Annotated in this window: 16 protein-coding genes; 11 read left to right on the forward strand and 5 right to left on the reverse strand. The window is 65.0% G+C overall.

The window, feature by feature from the left end; translation table 11 throughout:
* On the forward strand, window positions 1–966 hold a 966-nt coding region (locus IG178_RS02035), incomplete at its 5' end, for a glycosyltransferase family 4 protein (protein ID WP_193210830.1).
* On the opposite strand, the gene IG178_RS02040 is transcribed toward IG178_RS02035, so the two are convergent.
* Window positions 963–2,150, reverse strand: coding sequence for a glycosyltransferase (locus IG178_RS02040; protein WP_193210831.1), 1,188 nt, complete (start codon window positions 2,148–2,150; stop codon window positions 963–965). The two genes, IG178_RS02035 and IG178_RS02040, sit on opposite strands and share 4 nt — an antisense overlap.
* Window positions 2,151–2,364: 214 nt before the next feature.
* Between IG178_RS02040 and IG178_RS02045 the strand changes: the two genes are divergently transcribed.
* From IG178_RS02045 to IG178_RS02080, 8 genes are all read left to right on the forward strand, one after another.
* On the forward strand, window positions 2,365–2,928 hold the full coding sequence (locus tag IG178_RS02045) for a hypothetical protein (RefSeq protein WP_193210832.1): 564 nt from the start codon (window positions 2,365–2,367) through the stop codon (window positions 2,926–2,928).
* Between the two features lie 7 nt (window positions 2,929–2,935).
* Window positions 2,936–4,927 carry a right-handed parallel beta-helix repeat-containing protein gene (locus IG178_RS02050; protein ID WP_193210833.1) on the forward strand — a complete coding sequence of 664 codons (1,992 nt, stop codon included), beginning with the start codon at window positions 2,936–2,938 and terminating at the stop codon, window positions 4,925–4,927.
* Window positions 4,928–5,049: 122 nt separating this feature from the next.
* Window positions 5,050–7,491, forward strand: a complete 2,442-nt coding sequence (locus tag IG178_RS02055) for a ThuA domain-containing protein (protein WP_193210834.1) — start codon at window positions 5,050–5,052, stop codon at window positions 7,489–7,491.
* 68 nt (window positions 7,492–7,559) lie between these two features.
* Window positions 7,560–9,704, forward strand: coding sequence for a DUF1800 domain-containing protein (locus tag IG178_RS02060; RefSeq protein WP_193210835.1), 2,145 nt, complete (start codon window positions 7,560–7,562; stop codon window positions 9,702–9,704).
* Window positions 9,701–11,128, forward strand: a complete 1,428-nt coding sequence (locus IG178_RS02065; RefSeq protein WP_193210836.1) for a DUF1501 domain-containing protein — start codon at window positions 9,701–9,703, stop codon at window positions 11,126–11,128. The genes IG178_RS02060 and IG178_RS02065 overlap by 4 nt, the downstream gene beginning before the upstream one ends.
* 107 nt (window positions 11,129–11,235) lie before the next feature.
* Window positions 11,236–11,649 carry a hypothetical protein gene (locus IG178_RS02070; protein ID WP_193210837.1) on the forward strand — a complete coding sequence of 138 codons (414 nt, stop codon included), beginning with the start codon at window positions 11,236–11,238 and terminating at the stop codon, window positions 11,647–11,649.
* A gap of 93 nt (window positions 11,650–11,742) precedes the next feature.
* Window positions 11,743–13,962, forward strand: coding sequence for an O-antigen ligase family protein (locus IG178_RS02075; protein ID WP_226894639.1), 2,220 nt, complete (start codon window positions 11,743–11,745; stop codon window positions 13,960–13,962).
* A gap of 92 nt (window positions 13,963–14,054) precedes the next feature.
* Window positions 14,055–14,321, forward strand: a complete 267-nt coding sequence (locus tag IG178_RS02080) for a type B 50S ribosomal protein L31 (RefSeq protein ID WP_193210838.1) — start codon at window positions 14,055–14,057, stop codon at window positions 14,319–14,321.
* Between the two features lie 96 nt (window positions 14,322–14,417).
* Here IG178_RS02080 and IG178_RS26345 read toward each other — a convergent pair whose 3' ends face one another.
* Window positions 14,418–14,918, reverse strand: coding sequence for a polysaccharide biosynthesis/export family protein (locus IG178_RS26345; RefSeq protein WP_425499861.1), 501 nt, complete (start codon window positions 14,916–14,918; stop codon window positions 14,418–14,420).
* Between the two features lie 303 nt (window positions 14,919–15,221).
* Here IG178_RS26345 and IG178_RS02085 point away from each other — a divergent pair, with 303 nt between their 5' ends.
* Complete coding sequence (locus tag IG178_RS02085; RefSeq protein ID WP_193210839.1) at window positions 15,222–15,758, forward strand: hypothetical protein; 537 nt, start codon at window positions 15,222–15,224, stop codon at window positions 15,756–15,758.
* On the opposite strand, the gene carB is transcribed toward IG178_RS02085, so the two are convergent.
* The 3 genes from carB to IG178_RS02100 form a co-directional block, all read right to left on the reverse strand.
* Window positions 15,724–19,032: a carbamoyl-phosphate synthase large subunit gene (carB, locus tag IG178_RS02090; RefSeq protein ID WP_193210840.1), complete on the reverse strand. Its 3,309-nt coding sequence runs from the start codon at window positions 19,030–19,032 to the stop codon at window positions 15,724–15,726. The two genes, IG178_RS02085 and carB, sit on opposite strands and share 35 nt — an antisense overlap.
* Before the next feature lie 164 nt (window positions 19,033–19,196).
* Window positions 19,197–19,766 (reverse strand): thioredoxin family protein, encoded by a 570-nt coding sequence (locus IG178_RS02095; protein ID WP_193210841.1) that lies wholly within the window; start codon window positions 19,764–19,766, stop codon window positions 19,197–19,199.
* A gap of 15 nt (window positions 19,767–19,781) precedes the next feature.
* Window positions 19,782–20,435 carry a YbbN family protein gene (locus IG178_RS02100; protein ID WP_226894640.1) on the reverse strand — a complete coding sequence of 218 codons (654 nt, stop codon included), beginning with the start codon at window positions 20,433–20,435 and terminating at the stop codon, window positions 19,782–19,784.
* A gap of 106 nt (window positions 20,436–20,541) precedes the next feature.
* Between IG178_RS02100 and IG178_RS02105 the strand changes: the two genes are divergently transcribed.
* Window positions 20,542–21,619 (forward strand): S49 family peptidase (locus IG178_RS02105; RefSeq protein WP_193210843.1); only part of this gene is annotated, 1,078 nt, incomplete at its 3' end.

Below are 21,619 nucleotides of genomic sequence, written 5' to 3' on the forward strand. Positions count from 1 at the left end.
CCGCTCCGCGGCCGGAATCCGTTCCGGCTGCCGCCGTCACTGCGGTCGGATTTGCGGCAAAGCCGGCTGAGGCCGGACGGCGTGGTGCTCCACGGCACCTACAACCCGTTCAACGCGGGGCTGGCGCGGGAACTGGATCGCGCCGGCATTCCTTACTTGTTCATGCCGCACGATCCCTATGTGGCGGAGCTGCGCCGCCACCACGCGTGGCGCAAGGTTTGCTACGAGCGGTTATTCGAGGTGCCGATGATGAACCGGGCACGGGCGGTGCAGCTGCTGGATGAAAGCCACGAGCCGCCGCTGCGCGCGCTGGGGGTGACCGTGCCGGTGTTTTCCGTCCCCAACGGCTGCGATCCGGCCATGCTGGGTGAGTTGAACGGCACCGAACCCGCGCCGGACCGTGGGGATGAAATCCGCCTCCTCTACCTCGGCCGCATGGATCGGAACCACAAGGGATTGGATCTTCTGCTCGAGGGCTTTGCTCGCTTCCGCAACAGCGATCCCGCCGCGCGCGGCGTGCGTCTGGTGCTCACGGGAAACGATTGGACCGATCGATCGTCGCTCGAGGCGATGGCCGCCGAGTTCGGGATTCCCGCGACTTTCACCGGCGCACGCCAGGAACCCTCGATCCGTCTTCACGCCGAGGCGGACCTGGTGGTGCTGCCGTCCCGCTTCGATGGTTTCGGCCTGACCATCATGGAAGCGATGCTCGCGGCGAGGCCGGTGATCGTTTCCCGCCGCGCCGGCGTGGCCAGCCATGTGGAAAGAGCCGGTGGCGGGTTCCTGCACGATCCCGATCCGGCATCGATCCAAGCCGCCCTCACCTCCGCGCTGGCGCAGCGCGACCGCTGGCCGGAACTGGGGGCGAAGAACCGCGACTACGTTCTGGCCCACCTGACCTGGGACCAGATCGCGGAGCGGACGATGGCGGAGTACCGGAAGTTGTTCGGGGCAGGCCGGCCCTAGCGACCAATCGCCTGGGCGAGCTGCTCCAGATGTGCCTCGGCGGTGAAGCGGGCGAGAAACTCCGCCCGCAGGCGTGCCGGATCATCGCGGCCGATGGAGGCGACCAGCTCGTGCGCGATGGACCCGGGATCGCCGGCCGTCGCCACGGGCAAACCGACCGCCCCCATCAGCTCGGGCAACATCCGCCAATCGGAAGTGACCGGAGGAATGCCGAAGGCCAGCGCTTCCGCCGCCACCAGACCGAAGCTCTCCGCGGCGTAGCGGGTGGGGAAGACCAGGCAGTCGGCGCGTTCCAGAAAGCGCCGCTTTGCTTCGCCTCCCACGAATCCGGCGTGTTCGACCCAATCGTCGGCGAGCCCGAACTCCGCGGCGAGCGAGTCCTTCAGCGCGGCGAAGGTCTCACGGTCCCGCGGGGTGGGAAACTCGCCGGCAATGGCCAGCCGGATGCCGAGCGGCCGCGGGCGGAGCTGTGCCGCCGCGATGGCGACCGCCCGCATCGCGTCCCACAGTCCCTTTTCCTCCATGCAGTGGCCGAGAAAACAGACGCGATAGTGATCCGGAAGACCGTCCGTCAGCAGCGACCTCCGCAGGCTCTCGACCCGGGCGCGGCGTGTCTCCAATCGTTCGCGGTCGAAGTCAGGACAAGGATCGGCGATGCCATTGCCGACGACGGCGATCTCCCGCGGAGCGAAGACCGCGACATCAGAGCGCGCCCACCCGGTCAGGACCAGCGAGCGGTGGTGTCTCCCCAGCAGCAGGCGGTTGAGACAAGCGGCGAGCCGGTCCTTCAATTCGCCGCTTGTCCGCGCCTCCTCCGTCCAGGCACCGAGGCCGACGGCGTGCCAGTGGAAGATCACCTTCGGGAAAAACGGCCGGCAGAGCGCGAGCACGATCCAGTCGCGCGCCATCGCGGCGAATTTGGGCGGTGCGGGGACATAGTAGAAAACCCGTGCGCCCTCGGTGAGACGGAAGTGGATCGCCCGTGCGGCGAAGCGGATCGCGCGGACGACCTTTCCCAGACCGCTGCCGCCGACCTCGGCCATCGTGTCGGAAAATCGGGCGTCCACGTGAAGCAGCTCGAAGTCGCCGTGGGCGCCGCTGCCCAAACCGTCGAGCATCAGCTTCACCATCGCGCTCTGCCCATGATGGGGCGGGGGGACGTGGGCGAAGACGACGAGTTTCATCGGGCGGCGATGCGAGCTATGCCGGTGCCGGCGGCGGCGGTCAACCGTGCGGGCCCGGGTCGTCCTGGATTCGCGGTGATTTTTCCCCCTTCGCCCGTCTCCATCGGTACAGCCGGGGTCAAAGCCGGAGGCGTGTCCGGTGGACCCGGGCCACCCTTCGGGCCACGTCTTGACAGGAGCCCGGACCGATTCCAGATCTCCCTTCGTGCTGGTGATGCGAAAATGTTCTCGAATCCCGCTGGTGTTGTTGCTGGCGGGCGCGTCGGCGCGTGCCGGGATCGATTCCGGCGGTGACGCCGGTAGTTCCGGTTTCAGCATCGGGGGAAGCATCGGGACGGCGGTGCCGGCGACCAGCCGCGGGGTTCCCGGTGTGGTGCCGACCCTCTTTCCCGCCGCCCCGTTGCCCGATGGCGACGGTGATGGCATGCCGGATGGCTGGGAGATTGATCACGGTCTGGATCCGGATGTCGCGGACGGCCATGAGGATCCCGACGGCGACGGCGCGGACTCCCGCAGCGAGTATGTCGCAGGCACCGATCCGCGTTCCCGCTCTTCGTACTTCTCTCTGGCCGTGCCGGAGCGCACGGGGAGCGGCTGGAGCTTCTCGTTCCACGGTGTCGTCGGCAGGAGCTATCGACTCTGGTCGAGCGATTCGCTGAGGCCCGGCAGTTGGCTGCTGGAGGCGGAGGCGTCCGGCGGCGGTTCCACCATCACCCTGGAAGTCCCGTCACGCCCGGGTTCCCGCCGTTTCCACGTCCTCGAAGCGAGGATTCCCTGAGCGTTTCATGAACCGACTTTTCAAGATCCTGGCCTTCGTTGCGCTCGCCGTTTGTCCGGTGCTGGCGCTGCCCGAGGCAATCAACTTCCAGGGCCGGTTGGCCGACGATGCCGGCGTTCCCCTTTCCGGTAGCCGGACCATGGCGCTGACGATCCATGATGCCCCGGCCGGCGGTTCCGTCCGCTATACCGAGGACATTGGGGAGGTGAGCCTCAACAGCGGGGTTTATAGCTTCCAGTTCGGGCAGTCGGGTATCAGCCGGCTACCTGGTCCGCAGGGCGAGATCCAGAGCCCGGGGATTGCCGCGGCCTTGGGAGCCGGGGGGGAACTTTGGCTGGAACTGGCCGTGGACGGCGTGCCGCAATTGCCACGCCAGCGCTTGCTCGCGGTTCCCTATGCCATGTTGGCCGGGTCGGCGGCTGCAGCGGAACGCCTGGAACTCCGGAAGAACGCGTTCGGTGTCGAGGCGATCGAGATCGTGCGCGGCAACGGCGAGATTCAGCGGGTGACGGTGCCGGGCCACGACGGGGCGCTGCTGCCGAGCGACGGCACCGGCGTGGAGGCGGCTGCCTTTCGCAAGGCCATCGGGCTCCCGCCCGCCACCACGATCCATGTCGGCGACCACGGGGCCGTGGGCAACGGGATCGCCGACGATACCTCCGCCATCCAGGCGGCCTTCGCCAAGGCTCGCACCACCCTGCAGCCGGTGGTCTTCGAGCCGGGCAAGCGCTACCGCGTTTCGGCCGGGTTCGATCTCGACTGGGTTGATGTCCGCTTGATCGGCCATGGCTCGGCGGTGGCCTGCGCTTCGGACGGGTTCAACCTGTTCACTCTCGGCAAAGCCGGCGGTCCGACGCAACGGATCTTGATCGACGGGTTGACCCTTTTCGGCACTTCGACCGGCAGCCAGGTCGGGATCGACTGCCTCGACCATACACCGAAGATGATCACGCTGCGGGATTGCCAGATACGCAACTTCGGCGGCAGCGGCCTCTACACCCGCCACACGGATTACCTGTTGATCGAGAAGTGTTTCTTCAAGGGCAACCGGGAGTCAAATTGGACCGGAGGTCCGCGCACCAATGTCTCCACGGTGTTGTCGAGCGCTTTCAATGGTCAGGACGACAACGGCCAGTCGGTGACCCGGAAGCACATCCATGCGATCGACATCGATGGGCTGTGCATGATTGGTTCGGAATTCGGCGACGGCGAATACGGACTCTATCTGGAATCTTCCAGCGAAGGTCACAATACCGGGATCACGATGAGGAACTGCCGCACCGAGCGGGTGCGCGTCCGCGATGCGGTGCTGGGGACTGCGCTCGGGATGCCGATCCCCTCGAACATCGCTTTTGAAGAATGCACCTTCATGGGTGACGGCATCACTCCCCGGACGGAGATGATGACGGTTCAGGGATGCGAACGGCTTCGTTTCCGCCAATGCAGCGGAATCCAGATGCCGGCCAACTCGGTAATGGTGAAGTCCCTCACCCGCATGAACACGTCGATCCTGATCGAGGATTGTTACGTGGGCGGTTCCGGCACCCACGTGTTCCGGCTCGACGGCCAAGTGCCCTCCTCGGCGCGGCGGATTGTGTTCGGGGGAGACGCGAGCTTTCCGGACACCACGGCCCACACGACGCATTTCGCGATAGCTCCCCAGATCAAGGCGACGAGCCTGATCCCCTGCGGCGTGACTCCCACCCCGATCGGGGTTCGACAAGTGACGGTGCTCATCGGCGGTGATCTGGTCTCGACGACCAAGACCTACTGGAATCTTGAATTGCATTGCTTCCGTAACGGCATCGACCAAGGAGTGATCGCCTCGGGGAATACCCAGGGAATCGCCCGGTGGTCGGCGTTCAACGGATTGGAGCTGGCGCTCGGGCCTGAAGTTTCGCTGCAAGCCGGCGACGCCTTGGTGATGTCCGTAGCCAAGACCGGGTTTCCGGCCGCGCTCAAAAACCTGACGGTCACCGTGGCGGCGGAACCGGAATGAGCGGTGGCGCCGCTTTTCTTTCGCCCGGTTCAGTCCGACGTGTTTGGGTGGTGGCCATCGACCCGATGAATGTCACTCCACCGACGCTTTGGCGGCGGCACGCGATCCGGTTTCTTCCGGCGTTGACCGTCGCATTGGCCTTGGCGTCGCCGGGCACCGCCGAGGAAGGGCCGGGACTGCCAGCCAGCGTGCTCGCCACGGGTGATCCGTCACCTCGACCGCGAGAGATCCTGTTCCTCGGCCGCCAGGTCAACGGCCACCACAATCCGGGTGCCTTCCACTCGCTGATGCGCCTGCCGTGGGCGGAGCGCGACCTTAAGATCACCTTCACCACCCAGTTGACGGATATGAACGCGGCGAAGCTGGGCCAGCACGACGCGCTGTTCATTTACGGCAACGCGTTTTCCTACATTTCCGGTGACCAGGAAGAGGCGATCAAGCGGTACGCGGATGGAGGTGGCGGCGTGGCGGCGATGCATGTGGCGTGCTGGTCGTCGCCGCCGGCAAATACGGTCACGTCGGTGATTGGCGGAGCCTTCCTCGGGCACTATGCGATCCAGGAATTCACCCAGGTAATCCTCGAGGTGGATCATCCGATCCTGAAGGGGCTGGGGACCTACACTTCGGTGGACGAACCCTACCAATTCCAGAACCTCGCGACGGATCGCACGATCCTGACCGTGCGACCAGGGCCCGGCCCGGAGACGGAGATGACATGGGTCCGGCTGCAAGGGCTCGGCCGGGTCTTCTACCACTCCGGCGGCCATGACGCGCGGACTTGGGTACAGCCGAATTTCCAGGAACTGGTGACCCGGGGAATCGAATGGGTGGCCAAGGATGGGGGTGGCCCGGCGATCACGGGGCTCGGCAAGGCCCGGATCGGCGGGGGCGGGGCCATCGCGGTGCGGGCGACGCTGGCCGGAACGGCTGAAAAGCAGGCCGTGCTCACCCGCCTCGGCGACCGCTGGCACCGGACGGTGTTGGAGGGCGAAACACTCTACGACCTGGGCAGCGGCACCCACGCCCCGTCGGCGGACGATCCGCTGCGGGTCGGTGGCGAGGCGGCCATGCCGGTGATAGCGATGCAGTCGGGTTTCGTTGATTCCGTGCAAATCCCGCGCTGCGGGTGGTGGACCGGCCGCGGCGGCTTGGTCCGGTCATTGGCACGGGAAGGGGCTGACCTCAGCTGGGGCAGCGGGTTTTTGACGGTGGCGGCAGTACCGGAAGGTGTCGTGCCGGAGTTGGTGATGAATGCCGGGGGAACGGCGGTGGCGCAGCTTTTCGTCGCGAGCGGGAGCAGTCCGGAACCCGACACCGCGTTGGTCGAGGCAGCGGGCGGCACCGCAGCGGTGCTGGTGGCGGAAGGCGAGGTGCTGGACGACAGCGGCAGTCCGTGGACCTGCGGCGACTTGCGGACCGCCCGGCTTTCGCTCAACAACGGCGGGTGGCTGGCCGCGATGCTGCCGGATGCCGGCGGCGGACAGGCGTTGGTATCGCGGGTCGCGGATGAATGGCTTTTTCTTCTCAAGACCGGCAGTGGTGTCCCCGGATTGCCTGTCGCCGGGACCGTGACGGAGTTGCGCGACGTGCGCCTGAACGACGCCGGCGATTTGATCGCGGCGGTCCGGCTGGGCTCCGACGGGGCGCTGCTCCGGCGGTCCGCGTCCGGCGGCGAGTGGTCGGTGGTGCTGCGGGATGGCGGCCAGCCGTGGCTGGCCGCCGCCGAGGCGCTGGTGCTGCCTGCCGACGGGAAGGGCACTCTGGTCGATGCCGGCGGCACGGTTTGGCAACGGGCGGGCGTCGATGACGGGGTTGAAGTCACGGCCTGTCTGGTGAAAGTCACGCCGGACGGGACCGCGGCAATGCTCTGTCGGGAGGGCGGCCCGCTCGCGCTGGGCGGGGAGACCGTGACCTTGGACTCGCTGGCAGGTCCGGACGCATGGAGCTGCGGTCCGGCCGGGATGGCGTGCGGTCGTCTGACGGTGACGCCGGCGGAAGGTCTCGCGCGGGAAGTGCTGGTGCGGGAAGTGCTGGTGCGCTGGAACGGCCGCCATGCGATGCCAGTGGTGGAGGCCGGCGCGGATTTCTTGACGAGCGACGGCCCGCTGGAAGCGGCCGGGTTCCTGGTCGATGGCGGCGGGACGTCGGAGGACGGCAAGGGCGGCTTCATGACGGCCGAAGGTCAGTGGGTGGCTACGGTCATCGAGACCGGCGGTTCCGCCCATCTCATCCACGGCTGCGCCATCGCCGACTTGGATGGGGACGGTCGGGACGATTCGCTGGAGGAAGCGCTCGGTGGAAATCCCGTGGTTGCGGATCCGGGCACGCAGTTGCTGGGCATCGAACCCGTGCCCGCGGGGGCGGCGCTGGTCTTTCTCCGGAGGATTGGCGGTCCATTCGAATACAGGGTGGAAACCTGTGGCGACCTCGGCGATTGGCAGGCTTCCGCCGCCGAGCCGCAGGTCGCGGCCAACCAGGACGGCGTTCCCGCGGGCTATCAACGGATGGCACTGCCGCTGGCCGGGGAGCGCGGCTTCGCCCGGATACGGGTTTCCACCGACTAACCGTTGGTTCCCGGGCGTTGCCATTCCAGGGATCCCTGTCTAGCCTCCGCGAAAATCCATCACGCCGCTTGTTTTCCCAAAGCCCGCTCCGCCGCCTGTTGTTCCTCTCGTTCGCCTTGTCCGCGCTTCCTGGTGAAGCGGCCGTGGACCAGGACGGTGACGGGGTATCGGATCTTTGGCAGCAAATCCATCCCGGGCTGGATCCCGCCGCCGACGATGATGGCGATGGCTTCAGCAATGCGGCGGAAGCAACTGCGGGAACTGATCCGTTTGACCCCGGCGATTATCTGAAGGTCGCATCGTTTGCGATGGCACCGGGCAACGATGCGGTGGTGTTCCAGTGGACCGGGGTGAAAGGGAAAACCTACGCGGCGGAACGGTTCGATCCGGAGTCCGGAGAGTGGTCGGCGGCCGGAACCTTGGTGGCTGATGCCGCCGGTCCGTTGCAGATGCAGGTCCCTGTCACGGGGGCCTCCGGCATCTTCCGCTTGCGAGCGGGCGACCACGACGGCGATGGCGACGGCTTGAACGCTTGGGAGGAAGAGCTTCTCGGATTCAGCGACCAATCTCCCTCCAGCTCCGGGCAAGCCGCCCGGCGGGATTATTCCGCCGGCCTGCGCGCCTTGGAGGGAACCGGGACGCTGCTGCTGGCCGACGGCCGCGAAATCAGCCGGCGCCCGCCCGTGCGGGGCGAGGTCGTGCGCTTCCTCGCCCAAGCGTCCTTCGGTGCGGACCCGGATCTGATCGACCATGTGATGTCCGTCGGGATCGGCGGCTGGCTGGACGAGCAACTCAGCCCGGCAACTACCACCACGACCTACCAGGCCATGCTCGGCCAGGGCGGCGGATTCCCCGTCTGGTGGGGCCGGGGCTGGTGGAAAGCGGCGATGACCGCGCCCGACCAGCTGCGGCTGAGGATGGGCAACGCGCTGAGCCAGATCCTGGTCATCTCGAACGCAGGCAACGACGCCATCCGCCAGAACTCGTTCGTCCAGGCCGACTACTACGACATCCTGCTCCAGCATTCGCTCGGCAACTACCGCAACCTGCTGGAAGACGTGAGCTACAGCACGCAGATGGGTTTCTACCTGTCCCATCTGCAGAACCGGAAATCGGACCCCTCGATCGGGCGCTTTCCGGACGAGAACTTTGCCCGGGAAATCATGCAGCTTTTCACCATCGGGCTGTGGGAGTTGAACCCCGATGGATCCCGCAAGCTGGATCAGGAGGGCAGTGCCATCCCGACTTACGACAACACCACCATCATGGAGATGGCGAAAGTGTTTACCGGCTTCGGATTCGGCGGGCCGAACGCGCACACGTTCTTCACCCCGGTCAGCGGCAACGACTACGTCCACCCGATGAAAATGTGGGACGAGGAACACGAAACCGGCGAGAAGCACCTCGTCAACGGCGTGGTAATCCCGGCCGGCCAGACCGGTGCCGAGGACATCGACGATGCGCTCGACGCGTTGTGCGCCCACCCGAACATCGCTCCGTTCATCAGCCGCTTGCTGATCCAGCGTTTCACTTGTTCGAATCCCAGCCCGGACTACCTCCGCCGCGTGGCGGCCGTGTGGGAGAACAATGGCGGCGGGACAAAGGGCGACCTCAAGGCGGTGCTGGAAGCGATCCTGATGGACCCGGAGGCACGCACGCCGGAAGCCCGCGGCGATAGCTCGGGGATGGTGCGCGAGCCCTTCCTCCGTCTCGTCGCCCTGCTGCGGGCCTTCAAGGCGCGCAACTCGCGCACGCCGGCGACTTTTCCCGTGGTCATCGCCGATGCTCCGAAGCTGCTGGGCCAGCAGCCGCTGTGGTCGCCGTCGGTTTTCAATTTCTACCTTCCCGACCACCGGCCTGCCGGCGAGTTAAGGGAGCGCGGACTGTTTTCGCCGGAGCTGGAGATTGCTTCCGCCGACCGGCTGATCCAGACGGACAACCTCCTGCAGCGCGTCATCGATCGCGGGCTGGACCCGTTTTGGATGCCGGAAGCGGACATCCTCCACTGCGACTTCACCGTCCCCCAGGCGCTCTCCGCCGATGCTCCCGCCCTGGTGGACTATCTCGACTCGCTGCTCACCTGGGGCCAGTTGTCCGCCACGACCCGCCAGGCGGTGATCGCCGCGGTGCAGGCGCAGGCGACGGCGGAACTGAAGGTGGAGACCGCCGTTCACCTGATCGTCGAATCTCCCGATTTCGTGGTGCTGAAATGAAGGCTTCCCGTCCCAACCCGTTCGACCGATTCCTCAGCCGCCGCCGGTTTCTCGGTGAAGCGAGCTGTGCTGCCGTCGGAACCGCTTCGCTCCTTTCGTCCATCTTGAACCTGCGGCTGGTCGGAGATGTCGCTGCAGCGGAAGTGCCGGCGGACGATGAATACCGCGCCTTGGTCTGCGTCTTCCTCGCGGGGGGCAACGACTCGTTTAACATGCTGGCCCCGGTGGACTCGACTGGCTATGCCGAGTACTCCGCCGTCCGCGGGAGTGTTGCGGTGCCGCAGAATCGCTTCCTTCCACTCGGCGGAAGCGTTCCCGACGGGCGTTCGCTCGGGCTGAACGACAGCATGCAGGGATTGTGGAACCTCTATTCGGGTGGCAAGGCCACTTTCATTGCCAACGTCGGAACACTGGTGGAGCCGACGACGCTGGCGACTTATCAAAATGGGGTTGCGAAGCTTCCGCTCGGTTTGTTTTCCCACAGCGACCAGCAAATGCACTGGCAGTCGTCGTTGCCTGACAGTCGCGCGCCTGGTGCGGGCTGGGGTGGCCGGATGGGTGACCTGCTCGACGAACTGAACGGTGCCGGTCCGGTCTCGATGAACGTCTCGCTTGGTGGAATCAATCTCTTCCAGAGCGGTGCGGAGGTGGTTCCATTTGCCATCGGGACTGGCGGAGCGGTGGAGCTTTCTTACTGGAATGCAGGTTCTTACCTGTCGCGTCGCCAGGCCATGGAGTCGATCATGGACGCGCAGTACCAGAACGCCTTCGAGCGCGCGTTCGCGAAGATGAAACGCAATGCCGTCGATGCCAACTCCACGTTCAAGGCATCGTTGGCTTCGGCTCCGGTAGTCACCAGCCCCTTCACTGCTGCCAACACGCTTTCGTCGCAACTTCAAATGGTCGCCAAGACCATTGCGGCTCGGGATGTGTTGTCGAAGAAGCGCCAGACTTTCTTCGTCCATATGGGGGGCTGGGATCTCCATGGGAACATCGAGTCAAATCATCCCGGCTTGCTTTCCACGTTGAGTGTTGCGATTTCCGAGTTCCAAGCCGCAATCGCCGAGCTGGAACTGGAGAATCAGGTCACCTTGTTTTCCGCCTCCGATTTCGCCCGCACCTTGTCATCGAACGGCTCGGGGACGGACCACGCCTGGGGCGGCAACCAGTTCGTGGTCGGCGGGGCGGTCAACGGCGGGAGGATCTACGGGACCTACCCCGAGCTGGCGCTCGGCTCGTCGCTGGACACGGGCCGCGGCCGCTTGATCCCGACGACCTCGGTGGACGAGTATTTCGCCGAGCTGGCGCTTTGGATGGGGGTGAGCCCGTCGAACCTGCCGCTGGTGCTGCCGAATTTGACGCGATTCCATGACCCCGTGGACGGCGCGCCGCTGGGGTTCCTGATGGGAGACCCACCGCCATGAGGCGGGGGCTTCCGGGGGTGGTCGTCCTGATCTCCCTGGCCGCGGTGTGGTGGATGCTGCGGGAGCGAGGGGGCACCCCGGCCGTCGATCCTCGTCCGGCAGCGGCGGTGGCTCCGGCCGCCGTCGCTGTTTCATTGGAAGGATTCACGGTCGTCGGTGATACCGGTTTTGCGCGGCATTATCGCGATCCCGGTCGTTCCGCCGAAGATGACTTGAAAGAGGTGACCGGTCTTCTGGACGCCGCGGTATTGCTGGTGAAGGACATCGATCGCATCCCGCTGGCCGACAACGCCGATTTCACCCGGTTCCTCCAGGGAGAGAATCCGCACCGGGTGGCGTGGATTGTGCCGGGACATCCAGCTGTAAGCTCACAGGGCGAATTGCTCGACCGTTGGGAACAACCGCTATTCTTCCACCGTGAGTCGTCGCGGCGGACCGCCTTGCGATCGGCGGGACCCGACCGGGAAATGTGGACCGGGGACGATATCGTTTTCCCCTCTCCGGAGGGGGGGGGCGACTGAACGGTGTGCGAGCACCGTCGCTCGCGCTTGAGGTGGCCGGGAAGCATGGCTGGACTTTCAGGGGCAGGCGTTAAGCATCCGTGGCGATCTTCGATGAGTCTTGAATCCAATATCCCGCCCGGGAGTTCGAAGCCGGTGACCGTGGCCGCAGTGGCACTGCTGGCGGCAATGGTGGCCTCAGTGACGCTGGGGCCGCAGCTCGCCGTCTGGCCGTCGGCTCCCGCCCTGATCGGGCTGGCTTTGTCCGCCTTGCTGGTGGTCTTCAGTCCGCCGCACCTGCCGCGGAGCGTGGTGATCACGGGCGGAGCGCTGGTCGCGTGGCTGGCGTGGCGTTGTTGCTCTTCTCCGGTGGCCGAGTTTGCGATTGCCGACGGCATGCTCCTCGCATCGTGTGTGGCGATTTTCTGGGTCGGGCGGGCGGTCTTTTCCCGGCCTGCTGCCGTCGAGATCCTGTTCACAGGCTTGGGCGTGCTCGTGATCGCGAACTGGATTCCGATGGCCTTGCAAGCGAAGGACGCCAGCCATGTCCTGTGGTTGCCCCGAGGCACGGAGATTTTTCCGTCGGGATTTTTTGCCTACTATGGTGATTGCGCGGCATTCTTGCTCGCTGTGGCCTTGTTGTCGGGCGGCTTGGCCTGGGATCCCCGTCGTACGGGTTGGTTCAGGGCTTTCATGGTGATCGTGGCGATGGCTGCGGCGGCAGGGGTGGTATTCACCAAGTCACGCGGGGGAATCGTCGGTCTCGGCGCGGGAGGTCTGTTGCTATTGGTCCTAGCCCCATGGTTGACACAGCGGCGCGGTTCGCGGGCGCTTGGGCTTTTGGTGATTCTCCTGCCGATCCTGGTGGTTGGGGCAATGATCTGGATCGGGCAGGGCATGTCCGAAGCCCAGGCGGCCCGCTCCCGGGACGGGGTGCCCGAGCAGCTGTTCGACAATCCGGCGCGTCTCTTTTGGCTGAAACTGGCGGCTTCTTGCATCGCCATTCATCCGTGGCAAGGCGGCGGAGGCCGGAGTTTCAGCTGGGAAAACTTCCGGTTTTGGGAAGGAGACTGGGCGAAGTTTTCGGACGTCGAACCGGAGTTCGTGCACAACGAGTTTCTTCAGATCACCACCGACTATGGCGCCGTCGGGCTGTTGCTGGCGGTGATTTTCATCGGTGCAGTCGTCGTGGCCGGGATCATCGGACGCTGGGACCGCCGCGACGCGAGCGGCTTGTCGGCGGTGTTTCTGGGCGGGCTGGCGGCGACCGCCGGCTTGTTGCTGCACGCGTGTTTTCACTTTGTGTTCCACTTGCCGCCGGCGGTCCTGATGCTGGGGCTGGCACTGGCGGCCATTCTCGAGACGTCGGGGCCGGTTGATCGTCTTCCGTCGAAGTTGGAGATCGGCTGCAAGGGGCTGATCCCGGCGGTTTGTGCCGGGGTGCTCGGCTACTTCGGGATCAAGGGTGCCCGGGTGTTCAGGGAGATGGCTCCGGTCGTTTATCGTTTCACGGCGGAACGGCCTTCGCAGGAAGACGCGCTCGCCCGGATGGCGAGGGCGACGGGGATTTGGCCGGGACACGTGCTGCCGCTGCAACTGGGCCAGTTTTCCATGTTGGGGGCGGCCGGCTCCGGAGGCGAGTCCCGCCAATTGCTCCTGGAGGGGGCGGTCGAGGCGTTTCGCGAAGCCGTCCTGCGGCATCCGTTCGATGCCGAAGCGTCCGTCAATCTTGCCAATGCGCTGAGCTCCCTGTCCGCGGATGACGAGGCGGAGGCTGAATACGATCGGGCGATCGGGCTGCAAGGTGGCCTGGAGCGTGGATTCCGTGCCCGCTACTCCGCGTCGGTCCATCATTTCAGGAAGGCCGAGCGGCTCCGGGAGGAAGGGCAACTCGACGCGTCGCTCGAGTCCCTCGAGAAGGCGGCAGCTCTCTTTGACCAGGACACCTCGGCCCGTGCCGGCGAGTACGGCAGCGCAGGTCAACAATACCGGATTTCCCTCGCCTGCTTCCTCGGACCTTGGCTGGAGGGGCTTGAGCGATTCGAGGACGCCGCCGCCGAGTATGACCGGGCAGTGGTGATTCCGGGCTCGGAGTGCCTCCCGTTCCTGATCGCAAGGAATCTCACGGCCTGGGGTGACAAGCTCTGGTCGGAACGCAAACCGGAGGCTGCCCTGGAGAAATATCTTGCCGCCGTCAGCCGGGCGAATCAGGCGAAGTCATTGGCTTTTCCCGCCTATCCGGTGTCCGAGGTGGAGGAGTTGCAGGCCCGGATCGTCGCGAAAATCAACTTCCTGCGGGGGGCCGGGATCGAGACCGGGGACAGCGGGCCTTGAATTGGAGCGCTCCGTCCGCTTGACACGGCGCGGTTCCCGTGCATTCTCCCGCCTCCCGCCGCGTCGGAAACGTGACCGGGTCCACCACCGCCATGAAAAAGGATCTTCATCCCAAATACAATCCGGTCGTCTTCGTCGACATGACCACCGGTGCCCGCTTCGTCACGCGCTCGACCAAGACTTCCGACAAGACGGAAGAAATCGACGGCGTGGAACACTACATCGTCTCGATGGGTATCACGTCCGACTCGCACCCGTTCTTCACGGGCAAGGCGCAGTTCGTCGACACCGAAGGCCGCATCGACAAGTTCCAGAAGCGTTTCGGAACCGTGCGCCGCGCCGGCAAGCCGAAGCTCTGATCGAAGGGGAATCTCCCGACGCATCGTTTTCCCAAACGCCCGTCCGCATCCTGCGGCCGGGCGTTTTTTATTTTCCGAAGCGACTCGTTGTTGTCCTCAGTAGCCGAAAAACCTCTTCTGAGGTACCTCGATGACATCGTGGGCCTGAAGGGAGATGGTTTTGGCGGACTGCGTCAGATCGAATTCCCGTAACTCGCTGCCACGGGTGAGCCGGACACGCTTCATGGACCCAAACTCCGTTGCCCCGCCACCCCGTTCGATGGCTTCCCGGAGGTTTTTCGCAACCACATTTCCGGGTCGGTGCACTTGCCCGCCAACGATGACTCTGGGCGCACCAGCGTATTTCGAGGCGAGAGACCGGTCGGGGAGTCGACCCCGCATCTTTGTGGGTCGGGGTGATTTCGGGGAGTGATCGGGGATGGAGCCGGCATCGGGTGACAGGAGGGCAGGGGCGCTTTGATGTGAGGAATCCGGTGGGTCCGATCCGGTGGATTCTGGAGATTGCTCGACCCGTGTTGCCAGGGCGAAGGCCGCCGCCAACAGGCTGATTGAGGATCCCTTTAGGACGGCACCGTTCATGAGGGGAGTATGGCGCATTCGCTTTGTGAAACAAAGCTAAAACCGGTGGCAATGTTCTCAGTCGGAGCAAACGCCCGTTGAAGCGATGTTGACCTTCCGGCTCGGAATCGGTTCGCTTCGAAGAATGAGATCCTTTCCAGCGGGGTGCCTGCTGATGGTCACGAGCTTGGGAGCCGAGGAAGCCGCGGAACGGGAAGGTGGCGATGGAACGCGAGTCGCCGGACTCGCATTGGAAGGGTTCGGCGAGTCTGGCGACTCGCGGTCCAATCCTTCACGGCGAATGAGAATGCCGCCGCGCCGAGCCCTAGCCTCACGAACTGCATGAACCTGCTGCGGGAAAAGCGCTCGGTCACCTATGCCATCGTCTTCGGGATCTGGGCGGAGGTCTTTGTTTATTGCCTGCTGCACGACCAGTATCTGATCCGGATCTCACCGGAGCATTTCACGGAATACCACCCGCCGCTGTGGGGGATCGAGAACCTCAGCTTGCTCGCCGCGGCGTGGGCCTTCCGGGCTTCGATTGGTCCCGGCCTGGTGCTCGGACTGGTGGCCTTGTTTCTGGCCCGGGCGGGCCGCCTCCCGAAGGTTCCGGTCGGCATCCTGCTGAAATTGGTCCCTTGCCTTGTGGTCGTGACCGAGGGGGTGGGACTGGTCGCCGGGGCCTGGGTCTGGATGAACGGCAGGCCGCTGTATCCGGACGCGGTTTACCCCGACTTCTCCATGCCCATGCTGATCAGCCAGACCATCCAGCTCACCTGCTATGCAACAGGTGCGCTGGTCTCGCTGGTATTCCTCGGCTGGATCGTGCAGCGGCGCTTCGCGCTCAGGAGTGGTACTCCTGAATGCTCTTCACCGTGAGCTCCTGGTCCTTGAGCGAGCGGATCGCCTTCACCGATGCCTCGGCGGCGGCCATGTTCGTGCAGTAGGAGATCTTGCTGACCACGGCACCGCTGCGGATCTTCACTTCATCCTCGCGCGCGGCGTGGCCGCTCGGGGTGTTGATGATGAAGTGGATCTCGCGGTTCTTCATCATGTCGATGACGTTCGGGCGGCGCCCTTCGCTGAGCTTGAAGAGGCGGTGGCAGGGGATTTCCTCGGCCTGCAGGCGGTCGCAGGTGCCGCCGGTGGCGTAGATCTCGAAGCCGAGCGCAACCAGTTCGCGGGCGATCGGCATGGCGAGCGGCTTGTCGCGGTCGGAGACCGACAGGAAGACGTTGCCGCTTTTCGGCAGGGTGTTGAAGGCGCTCATCTGCGCCTTGGCGTAGGCCATGCCCCAGTCGGCATCGATGCCCATCACCTCGCCGGTCGAGCGCATTTCGGGGCCGAGCACGATGTCGATGCCGGGGAAGCGGTTCCACGGGAACACGGCTTCCTTCACCGAGAAGTGCGGCGGGATGACGGTTTCGGTGAAGCCGAGCTCCGCGAGCGTCTTGCCGACCATGATCTGGGCTGCGTACTTCGCCAGCGGGATGCCGGTGGCCTTGGAAACGAAGGGCACGGTGCGGGAAGCACGCGGGTTGACCTCGATGACGTAGAGCTGCTCGTCCTTGACCGCGAACTGGATGTTCATCAGGCCCTTCACGTCCAGCTCGCGCGCGAGTTCCTTCGCGGCGCGGGTGATCTCTTCCTTGATCGGCTCGGACAGCGAGTAGGCGGGGATGCAGCAGGCGGAGTCGCCGGAGTGGATGCCGGCCTGCTCGATGTGCTGCATGATGGCGCCAACCACCGCCATGCTGCCGTCGGAAATGCAGTCGACGTCGACTTCGGTGGCACCGTCGAGGAAGCGGTCGACCAGCACCGGCCGCGCGGGCGAGGCGTCCACGGCCTCGTTCATGTATTTCTTCAGCTCGTCGTCGTCGTAAACGATCATCATCGCGCGGCCGCCGAGCACGAAGGACGGGCGCACCAGCACCGGATAGCCGATGCGGTTGGCAACCTCGAGCGCCTCGTCCTCGGAGGTCGCGGTGCCGGCTTCCGCCTGCTTGAGGCCGATCTTGTCGAGCAGGGCGGAGAAGTGCTTGCGGTCCTCGGCCAGCTCGATGCTTTCCGGCGAGGTGCCGATGATCGGCACGCCATGGCGCTTGAGGTCGGCGGCAAGGTTGAGCGGCGTCTGGCCGCCGAACTGGACGATCACGCCGTCCGGCTTCTCCTGGTCGCAGATGTTGAGGACGTCCTCCAGCGTCAGCGGCTCGAAGAACAGCTTGTCGGAGGTGTCGTAGTCGGTGGAAACCGTTTCCGGGTTCGAGTTCACCATGATCGCCTCGTAGCCGAGCTCCTTCACCGCGAAGGCGGCGTGGACGCAGCAGTAGTCGAATTCGATGCCCTGGCCGATGCGGTTGGGACCGCCGCCGAGGATGATGATCTTCTTCTTGTCGGTCTCGCGGGCCTCGTTCTCGTCTCCGTAGGTCGAGTAGAAGTAGGGCGTGTAGGCCTCGAACTCGGCCGCGCAGGTGTCGACCAGGCGGTAGGTCGGGACGATGCCCTTGGCCTTGCGCTCGGCGCGGACGGTGTCCTCGGTCGGCACGTCGGCCACGGCGGGTTCCGGCTCGGCGCGCGGCGGGGCGCCGGCGGGCTGGTCGGTTTCACCGTGGATCGAGACGTCATGGATCGACCCGGCGTGGGCGCGGGCCATGGCGATCTGGCGGTCGGAGAAGCCGAGGCGCTTGGCGTCCTTGAGGTCGAGGTCGGCGAGGTTCCGTCCTTCGTCGGCGATTTCCTTGAGATGGTGGAGGAACCAGGGATCGATCGCGGTGGCCTTGAAGACCTCGTCGATGGTCCAGCCGTTCATGAAGGCGGTCTGGAGCCAGAAGATCCGCTCGGCGTTCGGCACGGCGAGCTTGTTCTCGATCTCCTCGCGCGACACGCCGTGCATGTCCTTCTTGTCGAAGCCGAAGCCCCAGCGGCCGGTTTCCAGCGAGCGCAGCGCCTTCTGCATCGACTCCTTGAAAGTGCGGCCGATCGACATCGCCTCGCCCACCGACTTCATGGAGGTGGTGAGCACCGGGTTGGCCTTCGGGAACTTCTCGAAGGTGAAGCGCGGCAGCTTGGTGACGACGTAGTCGATGGTCGGCTCGAAGGAGGCCGGGGTTTCGCGGGTGATGTCGTTCGGCAGCTCGCCGAGCGTGTAGCCGACGGCCAGCTTGGCGGCGATCTTGGCGATCGGGAAGCCGGTGGCCTTGGAGGCGAGGGCGGACGAACGCGACACGCGCGGGTTCATCTCGATGACGATCATCCGTCCGCTGACCGGGTCGATGGAGAATTGGATGTTCGAGCCGCCGGTCTCGACGCCGATCTCGCGGATGACCGCGAAGGAGGCATCGCGCATGATCTGGTACTCGCGGTCGGTCAGGGTCTGGATCGGCGCGACGGTGATCGAGTCGCCGGTGTGGACGCCCATCGGGTCGAGGTTTTCGATCGAGCAGATGACCACGCAGTTGTCGTCGCGGTCGCGCATCACCTCCATTTCGAATTCCTTCCAGCCGAGCAGGCTTTCCTCGATGAGCACCTCGGTGACCGGCGAGAGGTCGAGGCCGCTTTCGACGATCTCCTCGAACTCCTCGCGGTTGTAGGCGATGCCGCCGCCCTGGCCGCCGAGGGTGAAGGCGGGGCGGATGATCAGCGGGAAAGACTTGCCGGTGAGCCCGGCGATCTCGTCGGCAACGCGCCGGGCTTCCTCCATGGTGTGGGCGGTGCCGGATTGCGGCACGTCCAGGCCGATCTTGAGCATCGCGTCCTTGAAGCGCTGGCGATCCTCGCCCTTGTCGATGGCATCGGCATTGGCGCCGATCATCTTCACGCCGTGCTTGTCGAGGGTGCCGGCCTTGAAGAGCGCCATCGAGGTATTGAGCGCGGTCTGTCCGCCGAGGGTCGGGAGAAGGGCGTCGGGCTGCTCGCGGATGATGATCTTCTCGACGACTTCCGGGGTGATCGGCTCGATGTAGGTCCGGTGAGCGAACTCCGGATCGGTCATGATGGTGGCCGGATTCGAGTTCACCAGCACCACCTCGTAGCCTTCTTCGCGCAATGCCTTGCAGGCCTGGACGCCGGAGTAGTCGAACTCACAGCCTTGGCCGATGACGATGGGACCGGAACCGATGACGAGGATTTTCTTGATCGAGGTGTCTTTGGGCATGGCGGGACGGGGACGTGGAAATCCAGCGCGCGTTGGCTAAATTTCGGGGTGTTTCGCAGGGACCGCCGACCTTGTAAAGGGTTGGATGGATGCGATTGCACCTTCGGCCCGCGATCAGCCGGTTTTCGTTGCTTCCCCGCGCGCCGGCCGTCCCGGCGTCCGCGCTAGCGCTTTTCGATGCCTGGCGGGAGCCAGTCCTTCTTCATCGGCTGGATCACCGGTTCCGGGGCGGCCGCGGGTTCCTCGCTGCCTGCTTCGTCCGGGTCGGGCGTCACGATGTCCTGGCTGTGTTGCTCAAAAAGGCTGCGGACCCGCCCGGCGTCCCGGCCGCCGATGAACTTGTCCACCAGCTTGCCGTCGCGGTAGAGCCGGACGTCGGGGATGCTGCGGACCCCTTCCCGCTGGGCGAGGTCGCGGGCGTGATCGACGTCGATCTTGCCGAGGCTGACGCGGCCGGAGAATTCGCCCGCCACCTCTTCCAGCACCGGCCCCAACTGGCGGCAGGGGCCACACCAGTCGGCGTGGAAATCCACCACCACCAGGCGGCCGGGGGTGGCAATGAACGAATCAAAAGCGCCCGGGTCGAGCTCCTGGACATCGGCGACACCGGTCGATGCCACCGGTTTCTCTTTCGGCTTGGCCGCGACTTTCACCTTGGAGACGAGGCCTTGCACCTTCTCGCAAGAGGGTGCGGCCAGCGCGAGCAATGCGGCGGCAGTGATGGAAAACTTCATGACGAGGGGTGCGAGTCAATTACTGGCGGGCGATCGCTTGATTTTCAAGATATCCTGACCGGTATCTCGCTGCATGCCCGGCACCTCGGGTAGCCAGTTCTTGTCAATGCGTTGCACCATGCCCTCGAGCATGCGGTCGATGGTCTTTTCCACGATGACCGGATCGGTCTCGTCGATCAGGTCGCCGAGTTTCCTGCCCTCCGCGTGGAAGTTGAGATGGCCAGCGAATTCCTCGAGTGTCTTGGTGTCCACGCCCTGTTCAGCGGCCAGCTTGGGGTGATCGTCGATGTCCAGCTCGGCCACGACGATGCGTTCGCCGTATTTCTCTTCCTGCAGCTTCTTCAGGAGCTTCTTCAGCTTCTTGGAGTCGGGATTGCAGTCGAGCATCATGTTCGTGACCACCAGCTTCCCGGGGGTGTTCTGGATTTCGAGGATGTTCTCCTCGGTCACCTTGAGGCTGTCATCTTTCCCGGCTGCCGAGATCTTCGACAGCCAGCCGTCAGGCAACGCGAAGAAAATGCCGGCGGCGCCGCCGCCGCCGAGAATCACCAGGGTAAACAACCGGCGAATCCAGTTCGCCTTCTGCTGAGGGGTCATGGCGCGAATCCATAGATCGAAATTTAAGAAAAGTGAACTAATTTGCGGCGGGGAGGGCGAGTCAGGACTCAATCATTTGCTCCCGGTCGGGCGGGGGATCCGGCCCGGTCGCCTTGACCGTGGTCCGAAAAAGGCGCAAATCCCCTGGAAGCTGCCGCTTGCTGTCCCGGATCCCGTCATGAAAACCACCGTCCTTCTCAGTCTGCTTGCCGTTCTTCCTCTCGCCGCCGCGGAGGTGGATCCTGCCATCGTCGCCATCTACGATCTCGAGGGCACGGTCACCGAATCCGGCCGCGAGGAGCCGTCGCTGCTCGGCGGACTCGGCATGGAGCCCGGCCGGCCGCTGACCTTTTTCGACATCACCCGCAGCCTGAAAAAGGCGGCCGATGATCCGGATGTGAAGGCGGTCGTGGTGGACGCCGACGACGCCTCGCTGGGCCTCCCGCAGATCCAGGAGATCACCCGCCGCCTTCAAGCGGTACGGGCCGCGGGCAAGGATGTCTGGCTTTACACCGACAGCTACAGCAATGCCACGGCCCTGTTGGGATCGGCCGCGAACCATTTCACCCTGATGCCGGAAGGTGACGTATCGTTCAGCGGGATTTATTCCGAGTCGATGTATTACAAGGGCCTGCTCGACAAGGCCGGGGTCACCGCGAGCGTGATCCACATCGGCGACTTCAAGTCGTTCGGCGAAGAATACTACCGCACCGGCCCGAGTGATTTCGCGAAGCAGCAGAAGGAAGAGCTGATCGGCGGGATCTTCGACCAGATCGTGACCACCATCGCGGAGGGCCGGAAGGTTCCCGAGGAAAAAGTCCGTGCGCTGGTCGACCGCGGCACCTTCACCGCCGGTGAAGCCAAGGAGGCGGGGCTGGTGGACGACCTCAAGCACCGAACCGATTTTTCCGCCGCGGTGAAGGCGGCCTACGAAGGCGCCGATTTCGACCACGAGTATGCCTTGCCCGATCTTGACGGGCCGGAGATCGACGGGGTCTTCGATTTCTTCAAGCTGATGCTGCAGTCGGACGATGGCAAGACGGGCAAGACCGACTTCATCGCCGTGGTCCCCTTCGAGGGCGAAATCTCGGGCGAGTCGATCGCGCCGGTTCGCGCCCAGATCCTCAAGCTGCTCAAGAACGAGCACGCCAAGGCGCTGGTCCTCCGCGTCGACTCCCCGGGCGGCTCGGCCCTCGCCAGCGAGGTGCTGTGGGAAGCGACCGACGAGTGGAAGGCCAGCGGCCGGCCGCTGGTCG

This window comes from Neoluteolibacter marinus (assembly GCF_014904755.1).
GTDB classification, from domain to species: domain Bacteria; phylum Verrucomicrobiota; class Verrucomicrobiia; order Verrucomicrobiales; family Akkermansiaceae; genus Haloferula; species Haloferula marina.